This is a genomic window from Nitratireductor aquibiodomus NL21 = JCM 21793 (assembly GCF_000615975.1).
GTDB lineage: Bacteria > Pseudomonadota > Alphaproteobacteria > Rhizobiales > Rhizobiaceae > Nitratireductor > Nitratireductor aquibiodomus.
The window spans coordinates 1-12,282 of the sequence record NZ_BAMP01000112.1 but is presented as its reverse complement, the minus strand read 5'-3'; the positions used below and the strand labels follow the sequence as shown (position 1 = coordinate 12,282).

Sequence of the window (12,282 nt, the reverse complement as noted above, 5' to 3'; positions counted from 1 at the left end):
GTCGCCATCCCGAGCGCCTCATGGGTGGAGACGGCATCGGCCCGCTGGCTCGCGCCCTTGTGCAGCGTGGCCGCCAACCGCAACGCCATCCACATGTCGAGGTCATTGCCACTGATCGCACCATCGGTTCCGAGTGCGACATGGACACCGGCTGCCAGCATGTCAGGTATGCGGGCAATGCCGGAGGCGAGCTTCAGGTTGGACATGGGATTGTGCGAAACGGTCGTGCCCGTCCGCGCCAGAATGGCGATTTCCTCATCGTCCAGATGGACGCAATGGGCGAGCGTCGTGCGCTCATCAAGGAGATCAAGATGATCAAGATGGCGGATGACGGAACTGCCATAGCGGCCTTCCACATCGGACTGTTCGGCCTTCGTTTCCGCCGCATGCGTGCTGAAGAGCCCACCGTGTTTGTTTGTGATGTCCTTTGCCGTCTTCAGGTTTTCCGGGCCCACCGTATAGGCTCCGTGGGGCATGGTTGCCGGGAAGACATCGTCTGCACCCGCAAACGCTTCAAAGAAGGCCTCGGCGCTGGCAATGCGGTCATCGAGTGTTGCGCCGTCCACACCCGGCCCATCGAAGAAGATGCCTCCCGTCGACACCCGCATGCCCACTTCGCGCGCGGCGCGCACCGTTTCCACCGGATACCAGAACATGTCCATCGTGCTGGTGACACCGGAGAGGAGCAGTTCGGAAAAACCCAGAAGGCTGCCGAGATGCGAAGTCTGCGGGTTGAGGATTGCGCCTTCGGCGGTCCACACCTTCTGCAGCCAGGGTTCCAGCGGCAGATCCTCCACCAGACCGCGAAACAGGCTGTCGGCGGCATGGCAATGGCTGTTGATCAGCCCCGGCATAAGGATCTGGCCGCTGCCATCAAGGACGTTGCGGGCATTTTGCGCCGCCTGTTCAAGTGCTGCGCTCTCGCCGATCTGCGCGATGCGGCCATTTGAGACCGCAACGCCGCCATCCCGGATCACCGTCTGCTTTTCATCGCAGGTCACGACAATGACGTTTTTGACAACCAGATCGACGGTCATGAAGCATCTCCTCTTGCGCGTCTTGCCCGCCACCATGACAGGGCAACCAGCACGATAAGGGTCGCCAGATACGGCATCATGTCGGTGAACTGCTGGGCAAGCCCAAGACCCTGCACGCGGAAGGACAGGCTGTCGACGGCACCGAACAGAAGCGCGATGAAGAATAGCGGCCAGGGGCGGCCACGGGTCAAGAGAACGGCGACAACGGCGATCCAGCCGCGCCCGGCGCTCATGTTTTCGACGAAGAGATTGACATTGGCGATGGAAAGCTGCGCTCCGCCCAGACCGCAGAGCGCGCCGCATGCAATGAGCGCCAGAAGCTGGACACGTTTTGGACTGACACCGCCGGCCCGAAGCGCTTGAGGGTTTTCCCCCGCCGCGCGAATGCGCAGGCCAAGGCGGTGGCGGGCGAGAAACACATGCAGGAACGGAACGCTGAGAAGCGCCAGATAGAAGGGTAGCGCCTGGCCGCTCAGGATCGGGCCGAGAAGCGGCACATCTTCTATGAAAGGCAGGCGGATGGGTGCAAACCCGGCAATCGCCGGATCGCTGAAGGCACCCGTGACATCAAAAATGGCGCGCAGGAAGAAGGTGGTGAGACCGGCGGCGAGAAGGTTGATGGCGATGGAGACGACGATGGAATCGCCGCCGCGCCGCACATTGAACTCGGCGAAAACAACACCAAGCGCCATGCCGGCCACCATGGCCGTCAACGCGCCGATATAGGGCGTACCGGAGAAATAAGCCCCCAGCACTGCCGCGAAAGCGCCCACGAGCAAAAAGCCTTCCAGCGCGATGTTGAAGACACCGGCCCGCTCGCACAGCGCGCCGCCAAGGGCCGCCAGAAGGATGGGCGTGACAAAGCGCGGGATGGAGGCGGCGAAGGAGGGATCGGCGATCAGCTCAAACATGGCCGTCTCCATCGCCCCGTGAGGCCGTCAGTGCGCCGGAAACGCGGCTTGCGACAAAGAGGATGATGACCGCCTGAACGACCAGCGCGATCTCCTTGGGAACGCCGGCCGCCCGCTCCATGCCGGCAGCCCCCGTCTGCACGGCGGCAAAGAAGAAGCCGGAAATCGGCACCGCCCACGGCACCATGCCAACCAGCAGCACCGCGATGATGCCCGTCCACGCATAAAGCGGCTGCACCAGCATGCCGTCGATATAGCGGTGGTGAATGCCGAACACGGAGATTGCGCCAACCATGCCGGCAATCGCACCGCTGAGCGCCAGTGTCTGCAGGGTGAGCCGGCGCACCGGCAGGCCGACCGTGCGGGCGAAATCGGGCGAAAGCCCGTTGAGCCGTGTGTGATAGCCGTGGACGGTCCAATAGCTGTAGATCAGCGCAAAGGCTGCCGCCACTGCCGTGAAGAGGATGCCGATATCGAGCCGGGTTCCGGGAAATAGGCAAACCAGGTTTCCTGCGGCACGAGATGCGACTGCACCATGCCCGACTGCACGTCGCGGTAGGGATGGGCTACCAGATAGGAGGCGATGTAGCGGATCGGATAGTTGAGGAGGAGCGAGCCGACAAGCAGCGGCACGCCCATGAAAAGCTGGAGCACCCCGGCAAGCAGCGCCCATAAGGCACCGGCCAGCATGGCAGCGAGGATCGCCACGACAAGCACAAGCAGCGGCGGCCCCGGCATGAGCACGGCAACGAGGGCTGCCACCAGCCCGCCGGCGACAAGCTGCCCCTCGCCGCCAATGTTGAACAGCCCGGCACGAAAGCTCAGCATGACGGAAAGCGCCATGCCGACAATCAGCGCCGAGCGGCTGAGGGTCGCCATAAGATAGGCGTTTCTGCGCCCGCCGAAAGCGCCGTTCCAGAAGCCCGAAAGCGCCTCGCCCACCGGCGCGCCAACGAAAAGCAGCAGCGCCAAAATGATCGCGGCGATCCACAGGAAGGTGAAGAGCCATGGCAGCGCGCTGCGGGTGGCCTTGCCGGCATCGAACGCCATCATGCAGCAACTCCCGGCGAAGCCGCGCCCAGCGCATCGGCGGCACGTGAAGTCATCAAAGCGCCGACGCGTTCGCGGCTCGCCTCGCCGCCATCCACCTCTCCGGCGATGGAGCCGTCATACATGACCAGAATGCGGTCGGACAAAGCGATCACCTCGTCGAGCTCGGTGGAAACCAGAAGAATGGCGTGACCCGCATCGCGCATGCGCATCAACTCGCCATGGATGAAATCGATGGCGCCGATATCGACGCCCCATGTGGGATTTTCGGCGATCACCAGCGGGGTGTTGCGCGAGAGTTCGCGCCCGACCACGAGCTTCTGCTTGTTGCCGCCCGACATGGTGGAGGCGGAAGCGCGCGGACCGGCCACGCGAATGCGGTAACGCTCGATCAGGGAGCGCGCATATTGCGCCATGGCTCCGTGTTTCAGGAACGGACCGGCGGTGAAAGCGCCCGCATCGTCGCGGCCCGCATTGGCATTTTCACTGACGGAGCGCGAAGGGCGAGACCCATGCGCTGCCGGTCTTCGGGGATGTAGCTCATGCCGCCCTGCCGGCGCGCCTCCACATCCAGTTTTTGTATCTCATTTCCGCACAGGGTGATGGAGCCCGAACGCACAGGCTCAAGCCCTGTCAGCGCGCGGATCAGCTCGGCCTGGCCATTGCCACTAACGCCGGCAATGCCAACGATCTCGCCTGCACGAAGATCGAAGGAAACGGGCCCGACGTCTCGCCCACGCCGTGCGACTGTGAGGTGATCGACTGCAAGCACCGTTTCGCCGGGGCTAAGTGTCTTGCGGGTTCTGGCTGCCGGGAGATCGCCGCCGACAATGCCACGCGCGATCTCATCCTTCGAGGTTTCGGCAAGCGATGAGGAGGCGACAAGACGCCCTGCCCGCATCACGCTCACCCGGTCGGCAATCTCCATCACCTCATCAAGCTTGTGGGTGATGAGGACAATCGCCTTGCCCGCCTCGCGGAAGCTCTTGAGCGTTGCGAAAAGCCGGTCCTTCTCCTGCGGGGTCAGCACGGCGGTCGGCTCATCCAGAATCAGGACTTCGGCCTCGCGGTAGAGAACTTTGAGGATCTCCACCGCCTGCCGCTCGCCGACGGAAAGGCGGCCGACGCGCCGGTCGAGATCAATGGCGACACCATGGGTTTTGGCGATTTCATCGAGGCGCGTCCGGGCGCGGGCGAAATCGACAAAGCCGAAGCGGCCCACCGGCTCTGCGCACAAGACGATGTTTTCCAGCACCGTCATCTCTTCCTGCAGCATGAAGTGCTGATGCACCATGCCCAGCCCATGGGCTATGGCATCCTGCGGCGAGGCCCAGCGGTGCGCCTCACCATCCAGACTGATCGTGCCGCTTGCCGGCGAGACCAGACCGAACAGCGCGTTCATCAGGGTGGATTTGCCAGCACCGTTTTCGCCGAGAAGCGCGTGGATTTCGCCCGGCTTGATGCCGAGCGAAACGCTGTCCACGGCCGTGACCGGGCCAAAGCGGACGGTGACGTCCTGCAGGTCGATGCGCATGATGCGTGCTGCTCTGGCGCGCTTATTTGGCGAACATCGGGTCTTCGAGTTTTAGCGAGCCATCCTCGATCTGCCCTGCGACCTCACGCATCTTGGCCGCCACCTCCGGATGATCGGCGATGAGACAGCCACTGTCGGCCAGTTCGTCTTCTTCGAGGGCAATGGTCGATACGCCGCCTTCCTTGAGGCCGAGCGCCATGGTGAGCTTCTTCTCGCCTTCGAGGATTGCGCCGATGGCCTGAACCATGGCGTTGTCGACGCGCTTCAGCGTGACATCGACACGTGGCCGGGCGCATTGGGGCACTGGTTCACATCGACGGAATAGACGTCGAAATCCTTTTCCTTCGCCGCCTCGAAGACGCCGAAATCACCGCCCGATGTGGCGGTGAAGATCTGGTCGGCGCCGGCAGCGTTCATGGCCACGGCCTGTTCCTTGGCGCGCACCGGATCGGCAAACGGGTTTTCGCCACCCACCCAGCGAATATCGACAGAGGCGTCGGCATTCACCGACTTTACGCCATCGGCATAGGCATCCGTATAGCGATGCAGGAAGGGAATATCGAGCGCGCCGACCACGCCGACCTTGTTGCTCTCGGTCAGCATGCCGGCGGCAACACCCACGAGATAGCTCGCCTCATATTCGCGGAAGACCGCGCAATGCACATTGTCCGGCCGGTCGTCGATGCACTGGTCGACGATCAGGAACTGCGTGTCGGGCGCGGTGGGTGCGACCTGTTTGACGATGTCGTTGAACTCGAAACCAAGGAGCACGACAATGTCTGCGCCTTCGTTGACGGCAGCGTTGACGTTTTCAAGACGGTCGGCCGCCGTGCGGCTCTCATAGGTTTCGACATCCGCACCGTATTTCTCGCCCGCCTCCTCAATGCCGGCCTGGCCAAGCTTCAGGAACGCGTTGACGCCGATCTGGTCCGGAGAGACATAAACGAAGAACTTGTCCGCTGCAGAAGCCGGCACAGTGAATGCCGCCGTCGCCAGAAGCCCCACTGCCAACCAGTTTTTCAAACCCCTCATGACCACTCCTCCCTGTTTGGCCTTTAGATCGCCATGCGTCCAAATGGACGCATGGCGATCTAAACTATCAATGGAGCATCAGAACAATCCGAAAACCGGATTCCACTTTTCGGTCCGATGCTTTAGTCGAATGCATACTGACGCACCGACAGGGCTTTGACAATTGTCAAGCTGACTGATCATTGTGGAAGTTTGCTCAAGAGAGGTTTGTCATGCCCCCTTTATGGTTCGTCGAAAACGCCGGTCAGGCAGAGTTCTGGACAGAGGAACGGTGCTACATCACCGAGTTGATGAACACGCCGGCCTCGCCCGAAACCTCGCTGGCGATCGCCCGTGTGGAGCCCGGCGTGACGACACAGCTGCACAGTCTGACAGGAGTCTGTGAGCGCTATGTGGTGCGCAGGGGCGAAGGCGTGGTGGAAATCGAGGGTGTGCGGCAGGCCCTTGCGGTCGGGGACCAGGCGATCATTCCGGCGGGCGCGGCGCAGCGCATCGCCAATACGGGGACGGAGGATCTGGAGTTCTACTGCGTCTGCACCCCGCGCTTTAAGCCTGAGACCTATGTGAATCTCGAAGACTGAAAGAAAAAAGGTCGATCTTTCGACCGACCCAAAAACGTTTGCTGGCCTGAGTGTTTCGCTAGACCGTTATGGTCGTGCTTCGTGGCCGTCAGGACTGCATTTCACGAATTTTGTAGGCGACCTCGGTTCTGTTGGTCGCGTTCAGCTTTTTCATGATGTTGCGAATGTGCACCTTCACGGTGCTCTCGCATAGCTGCAGTTCATAGGCGATGATCTTGTTGGCCTTGCCGCGCCGGAGCGCCTCGGCGACCTCCGCCTCGCGGGCGGTGAAGAGATTGCCAAGCCCGACCACGCGGCTGCTGTTCGAATTGATGACGTCGCGCATGGCCAGAACACCGCTGGCCGGAACAAACACACCGCCGGCGCGGGCTAGAAGAATGGCTTCTGCGGCGACATCAACGCCGACATTGCTGGGAATGTATCCCTTTGCGCCGGCTTCCAGCGCTTTCAGTATCTGCCCAAGATCATCCGTATCGGCGATGACGATGACCGGCTGCTCTTCGAACTCTTCGGCAAGATCGTGGATTTCGTTGCAGATGCCCTGTTCGGTGATCTTGCGACTGCCGACAATCAGAAGCACAGCCTCGGGCTGACGCCCCTCGGCAATCTTGTGCCATTCCTCTGAAGAGCCGACAGCGAAAATGTCGAGAGAGGGATTCTGCGTTTCCAGACTGCGTGCCAGACATTCCCGGTCCAGCACTCTGGGATCGATCAGAAGCACAAGCTCCCGATCCGTATCCTCCTGCGCCTGGTCCCAGTCTTTCGGACCGGTCGCGGCGAGTGCGCCACCCGGCGCTTTCATGATGCCGTGTAGATTGCTGCTGCTGCTCTGCCCTATCTTTGCATGTTCCATGACCAATGCTCCCCAACACTCACCCAAAACAAACCCCAGTGATATTGGAGAAGCGCATTTTTGTTTTTATTGCACGCCCCACCCTCCGCCGAACAGAGTATCGGCGGCGCGAACCCCTCAGAGAGGCCCCCAAACAGGATTATCACTTGGAGATTTATTATCCTCACGATTAGGGAGTTTGTGCATTAACATGGATCAATTTTATGCAAGAATCATTCAATATGATTATAATCACGAAATACTTTGTTAAAGTTGTGCATTCGCTCAGAACACTAGAAGAAATTGAAAAAATCGGACTTATCGAGCCATTTTCGACGTGAAATAAGCGAATTGGCTATGTCTGCCACCCTCAAGAGGGATGTGCTTTAAAATCATGAATGCATTGTACCGGAGGCAGGCACAGGTCTGGCAAGCACCCAAAAGCTGTAACCACAGTCTTTTGATCTATGAGTGATATAACAGGTTATACAAATCCGAAAAAGCTACGGAGAGACCGGCTCGGCAAGTGCGAGGTAAGACCCTTCAAAGCCCGTAGCCTCGATCAATCCCGCACGGTTCTGAAACGTCACCACACCACTGCGGAAAGACACGTAACCACTTTCACGCAGTTTTCTCAAAACACGATTGACGTGAACGACCGACAGGCCGAGGGCATCGCCCAGATCCACCTGGGTGAGCGGGCAGGCAAAGGAACTCGCCCCCTGCCCTTCATAGACACCAACGCGGAATGACAGCTCGAGCAGAAGATGCGCGACCCGCTCAAATGCGCCCCGACGGCTGATGTTGACGAAATGCTCGGCCGCGCGCGCATAGCGTCGCGCCATCCCTTTGAGAATGAACTCGCGCACGTGACGCGGATAGGTCGACAGATTTTCGTAGATCGCGCCAGGAAACTCAAACAGTGTGACAGCCGTGAGCGCCCGCACCTCTTCGCGCGCCCACTCGGTGGTTCCCACGGTGATGACATCGCCGGTCAGGGAAAAATCGACCACCGTGCGCGAGCCGTCTTCAAGTTCTTTGCCATTGGAAACCCAGCCCGAAACAACCAGAAGGACGGCGCGCTTCTGGCCATCCATATCCGCAATCGTGTCGCCGCTGGAATATATGCGCTTGCGCAGCCCGGTATGGTTCGACTTGCTCGCCGCCATGCCGAACAGTCCGCGAGCCGTTTCAGCTTCCAGATAGTGTAGAATTTCCCTGTAATTTTCGGTGCCCCGAACCGGCATGCTACCCCGCATCCTGCGCTCCCGATCGTCCGCAGATCGACCACTATAGCGATCTGCAGTACTCATGGAGCAAATACCCGAGTTTTAAACGCCCCATCCATAGCCCCGGTTCCACTTATAGTCGTCAGCCGGCAGTTAAACGCGCCAGAAATACGACCATCTGACCTTGGAAAGACTAGAGCATCGGACCGAAAAGTGGAATCCGGTTTTCGGGTCATTCCGATGCTCCATCAATCGTTTAGATCGTCCTTTGTGCGTCCGGATGGACGCACAAAGGTCTAGACAAGAAGCTCCACGCCCAAATCACAAAATCGTTAGCTGGCATAAAGTGCAGCCAGGGCCATGGTGGCTGCCGAACCGGTCTCCAAATCTTAGCGGCATCATCCAGCGCGAATTCTTTGACGTCACCATCATGCGGTCTCGCGTTCCGATCCGCGGATCGTCATCTTCAACCCCGCAGCCAGCCCCTCAATTGCCTTCTCCGCCTTTTCAATGCACCGGCGGCGATCATCAAGGTCAAGTCCTTCTCCAAGCGTCGTCACAATCCGTTCTCCAATCATCTCCGCGTTTCCTTTGTGCGCGGAAACGAAGAATGGTTCACGGCCGATCATCTGGAAGAAGGACTCCACCTTCTGATCCCAGCCGAGACCGACCGGAGGGACCCCGAGCGCATAGGCCGTAATGCAGGCGTGCAGGCGATGCGCTGCCACGGCGTCGAACGTGCCGAGCAATGCAATCAGCTCCTGCGGAGTGTTTGGCCGAGCGGCAAAGCTGCAGCGGTCCGGCGCCCGGTTTTTTGCCCTGAAGAGCGTATTCCGGATATGTTCCAGACAGGCCTGATCTTCCACCGCACCATTGGTGAAGAAGACAACATCGCACCCTGCGTCCAATAGGCATTCAGCCAATGCGCCATACCCCTGCACGGTCCCGAGCGGAATATTCTCCCTGCTCGCACCGGCATGCCGCCTGAGAATGAGCGGATGTGTCACGCATATACCGACCAGCGGGCGGGTGCGGTCCCGCCTCCCGTGCATTTCCACCTGCAAGGTCAGGGCCGGGTCGGGCGCGATGCCCGGACTCGGCCAATCGGGAAAATGCTGCTCCCAGTTCTGCCGTGCCCCGTGATCGCGCACCGAAACCCCAAGGACATTGCAGGTGCGAAGCGTATCGAACAGCTTCGCAGCACGCCGCGACCAGTGCCGCCCCACACCAACGGCGTGGATCGCCACGGGGCAGCTTTCCTCACGGCAGAGCTCGAGGACCTGCGCGATCTTCAACGGGAAATTCAGGTCGTCATCCTGAAGAAGATTGCCGCCGCCGATGACCACCGCATCGGCCCCGGCGATTTTCCCTCGCCATAGAGCGCGTAATGCGGCCAGTCTTGAACCGAGCACACGCGCGACCAGTATGCGGCGTGCGGGCGGCGGCATGACCTGCAAAAGGCGCAGGGCACCTGAACGCCGCGAATCCGCAATGCCATAGGCAGTGCGGCCAGCCAGGTCCAGGGTTTCGATCTCCGCGCCTGGCAGCGACACGCCAAGCCGGCGCTCGAGACATTCGGCAAGTACGCCGTCCCCCAGATTGGGGCTGTAACGGACGTTGAAGATGACGATCTTCATTGAACCGTCTCCGCTTGCTGCGGCCTGTATGCCCCGGCCTGCGCGGGAACCCACCGCAGCGCAGCCGCGCTTCCCGCCAGTATGAAAAAGAGTAGCCCCAGATCGTAGACCGTTCCGGAGATCATCGCTTCACCAAGGCCTGCAAGAACGCCCGCCCTGGCCGCCCGCATCGTCGCGTGCTCGTGGAACCCGCCGGCGCTCTTCATCATCAGCGTGTTGCCGACAAACAGCAGGAACAGAACCGTGCCGATAAGGCCGACATTGGACAGGAGCACAAGCGCATAGCTGGAAGCTCGCGCGCTGCCCAGACCAGCGCCCCACCCCCAGGTATCGAGGAACACCTGGAAGGCCACGGCGTTCCATTGCATGCGTTCGCGCGCCGACTGACTGTTCAGCTTGGAATAGAGCGTTTCATCCAGAAAATCCTGCACGGCCTTTGCGAACTCAGGCATCAGCACAAGGACCAGCATGAAGCAGAGCGGGACAGCAAGAAGAGCGAGCGCAATGGCAGCAGGCCGCCCCGTGGCTCGCCTGCCGTAGGAAGCAGGCAATGCCCGCCATAGAAGGAAGACCATCACCATCGCAAGGCTGACCAGCGCCGTTGTCGATGTCGACAGGAGAAGAGCAAGCAATAGCAGGCCGGCGATCCCCCCGGTCGCAACGGTTCGCACGCGGTCGATCCACAGACTGGCAGTGAACGCAAACAGCACGATTGTGTAGCCGGCGAAGGCTGATGCCTCGGGAAAAGTGCCCGAAATGCGTTTGAAGCCGGCCTTCTCCGATCCGGTCAGAAGCGCGTAATTCGCAGTGCGAATGAAATCGAAAAGGTGCGCTGTACCCGTACGGTATGTGATCACGTCCAGAAGCGCGAAGACCAGATTGGCGACGGCAAGAACCAGCATGGCGTTGATCACGTCGCGGGCGGTGCCGCCGCATTTAATATAGGCGTACGTGAAGGCGAAGCAGAAGAGCCCGCCCACTGCATAGACCGTCTGGGTGATATTGTTGCTTGAAAATGACAGTGGCGTCAGATCGATGATGCGATGCCCCGCGGAGGAGCGCAGCACGATCATCGTTTCCGTCACCCCTTCCAGAAGACGGGGAAGGAAGAGCGCGGAGAAGACGCCATAGACCGTTAGCAGGAGAAGCCAGATGCCTGGCGACGAGGAAGACACTGCCGCCAGAACAGGCCTTTCGCCAAAGGCCATGAAAAGGCGCAGGCAATAAAAGGCAAGCAGGAGACTGGGAACCAGCACTGAAGCCCCGCCCAGACCCGGTACACCGAATGCAGCTGCAGCGCCGAAAAGTGTCGACATGACAATGACATAAAAGGCCATACGGGGCGGCGCCAACAAAACAGCCACCCCCAGCACCAGCGATAGGACTCCCATTAATTCGATGCGCATGGTGCGCCCCGTCCTTTAGCCGAAAAAGCGGCGTAAACCCGACTAAGAGTACCATGCGAGCGATTGAGCGTCCCGCTTCGCCGGGTACCACTTATGGCCAGTGACGCGGCGATTGGCTGAGTTCCTGAGCAAAGCGCAGCGGTGATATTCTGCCCGACGGGAGGTAACCGCATTGCCGTTCGCCTCGAGCATGTTGCGACATCTGAAACGCCGCCGCTTACTTGGTGCCGGCACGGCGGGCCTTATTGCAGCGCTCGCGACGGCCTTTGGCCCACCTCCCGCGCCAGCCGGAGATCAACTCGCAACCGAAGCCGACGCGCTGAATGTCGATGCGATGCGGCTTTCCTTCGACGAGGATTTCTCCACACTGGACGTTTCGGCCTGGGGTCCCGGTACACGCTGGATCGCGCACACGCCCTGGTCGGGAGATTTTGGCGGCGCGCGCTTTGCCAATCCCGGTGAACGGTCGCCGTTCCGCATCGAAGACGGCACTCTGCGCATTGAGGCAAAGCGAGATCCGGAGGGCGACTGGCAGTCGGGACTACTTGCCTCGGTCGACCCCGATGGCAAAGGATTCTCACAGCAGTATGGCTATTTCGAAATGCGTGCGCAGTTGCCGGAGGGGCCCGGTGTGTGGCCCGCCTTCTGGCTGATCGGCAAGGATCGCTCGAAGGCTACGGCCGAAATCGACGTGATCGAATTCTACGGGGACAAGCCGGACGGCTATTCCTCCGTGGTCCATGTCTGGCATCGCGATGGGCGCCACTACTCGCGCTTTCATCGCAACGCGGTTTTCGTGGAAGCAAGCCCCGGTGCGTTTCACACCTACGGCGTGAAGGTGGACCGCAACTGGATCCGGTTCTACTTCGACCGCGAGTTCATCTGGAAAACCGAAACGCAACCGGAGCACCGGCAGCCACTCTACATTCTGGTCAATCTCGCCCTCGTCGACGGACCGACCAGGGATGCGACCCCGGACCCTTCCTACATGATCGTCGACCATATTCGGGCCTACCGCCTGGACTGACATTCT

The 12,282-nt window shown here is 60.4% G+C and carries 14 protein-coding genes; 2 read left to right on the top strand and 12 right to left on the bottom strand.

Features of this window, described 5'->3' with window-relative positions; all coding sequences use genetic code 11:
* From JCM21793_RS20635 to JCM21793_RS27395, 8 genes are all read right to left on the bottom strand, one after another.
* On the bottom strand, window positions 1-1,037 hold a 1,037-nt coding region (locus JCM21793_RS20635; protein ID WP_025031573.1), incomplete at its 3' end, for an amidohydrolase family protein.
* A complete protein-coding gene (locus tag JCM21793_RS20630) occupies window positions 1,034-1,948 on the bottom strand; it encodes an ABC transporter permease (protein WP_025031572.1) in 915 nt (304 codons plus the stop codon). The genes JCM21793_RS20630 and JCM21793_RS20635, both read right to left, overlap by 4 nt.
* Window positions 1,941-2,399 carry an ABC transporter permease subunit gene (locus tag JCM21793_RS31080; protein ID WP_280113546.1) on the bottom strand — a complete coding sequence of 153 codons (459 nt, stop codon included), beginning with the start codon at window positions 2,397-2,399 and terminating at the stop codon, window positions 1,941-1,943. Before JCM21793_RS31080 ends, JCM21793_RS20630 begins: the two co-directional genes overlap by 8 nt.
* On the bottom strand, window positions 2,378-3,001 hold the full coding sequence (locus JCM21793_RS31075; protein ID WP_280113545.1) for an ABC transporter permease subunit: 624 nt from the start codon (window positions 2,999-3,001) through the stop codon (window positions 2,378-2,380). Before JCM21793_RS31075 ends, JCM21793_RS31080 begins: the two co-directional genes overlap by 22 nt.
* Complete coding sequence (locus JCM21793_RS30655; RefSeq protein WP_244439924.1) at window positions 2,998-3,414, bottom strand: ATP-binding cassette domain-containing protein; 417 nt, start codon at window positions 3,412-3,414, stop codon at window positions 2,998-3,000. The genes JCM21793_RS31075 and JCM21793_RS30655 overlap by 4 nt, the downstream gene beginning before the upstream one ends.
* A gap of 11 nt (window positions 3,415-3,425) precedes the next feature.
* Window positions 3,426-4,532: an ABC transporter ATP-binding protein gene (locus JCM21793_RS27400; RefSeq protein ID WP_244439922.1), complete on the bottom strand. Its 1,107-nt coding sequence runs from the start codon at window positions 4,530-4,532 to the stop codon at window positions 3,426-3,428.
* Window positions 4,533-4,554: 22 nt separating this feature from the next.
* Complete coding sequence (locus JCM21793_RS30650; protein ID WP_244439920.1) at window positions 4,555-4,779, bottom strand: hypothetical protein; 225 nt, start codon at window positions 4,777-4,779, stop codon at window positions 4,555-4,557.
* Window positions 4,780-4,796: 17 nt separating this feature from the next.
* The gene (locus JCM21793_RS27395) at window positions 4,797-5,564 is read right to left on the bottom strand and encodes a BMP family ABC transporter substrate-binding protein (protein WP_244439918.1); all 768 of its coding nucleotides are present in this window, start codon (window positions 5,562-5,564) and stop codon (window positions 4,797-4,799) included.
* Window positions 5,565-5,776: 212 nt separating this feature from the next.
* Here JCM21793_RS27395 and JCM21793_RS20610 point away from each other — a divergent pair, with 212 nt between their 5' ends.
* Complete coding sequence (locus JCM21793_RS20610; protein WP_025031571.1) at window positions 5,777-6,145, top strand: cupin domain-containing protein; 369 nt, start codon at window positions 5,777-5,779, stop codon at window positions 6,143-6,145.
* An 88-nt stretch (window positions 6,146-6,233) separates the two neighbouring features.
* On the opposite strand, the gene JCM21793_RS20605 is transcribed toward JCM21793_RS20610, so the two are convergent.
* The 4 genes from JCM21793_RS20605 to JCM21793_RS20590 all read right to left on the bottom strand — a co-directional run bounded on the left by JCM21793_RS20605 (window position 6,234) and on the right by JCM21793_RS20590 (window position 11,180).
* Window positions 6,234-6,998, bottom strand: coding sequence for a response regulator transcription factor (locus tag JCM21793_RS20605; protein ID WP_007007849.1), 765 nt, complete (start codon window positions 6,996-6,998; stop codon window positions 6,234-6,236).
* A 482-nt stretch (window positions 6,999-7,480) separates the two neighbouring features.
* On the bottom strand, window positions 7,481-8,224 hold the full coding sequence (locus tag JCM21793_RS20600) for a Crp/Fnr family transcriptional regulator (RefSeq protein WP_007007848.1): 744 nt from the start codon (window positions 8,222-8,224) through the stop codon (window positions 7,481-7,483).
* A gap of 410 nt (window positions 8,225-8,634) precedes the next feature.
* Window positions 8,635-9,843 (bottom strand): polysaccharide pyruvyl transferase family protein, encoded by a 1,209-nt coding sequence (locus tag JCM21793_RS20595; RefSeq protein ID WP_025031570.1) that lies wholly within the window; start codon window positions 9,841-9,843, stop codon window positions 8,635-8,637.
* Entirely contained in the window at window positions 9,840-11,180 is a 1,341-nt protein-coding gene (locus tag JCM21793_RS20590) for a hypothetical protein (RefSeq protein WP_051556251.1), read from the bottom strand. The genes JCM21793_RS20595 and JCM21793_RS20590 overlap by 4 nt, the downstream gene beginning before the upstream one ends.
* Window positions 11,181-11,421: 241 nt before the next feature.
* Here JCM21793_RS20590 and JCM21793_RS20585 point away from each other — a divergent pair, with 241 nt between their 5' ends.
* Entirely contained in the window at window positions 11,422-12,276 is an 855-nt protein-coding gene (locus JCM21793_RS20585; protein ID WP_244439916.1) for a glycoside hydrolase family 16 protein, read from the top strand.
* Window positions 12,277-12,282: the final 6 nt, after the last annotated feature.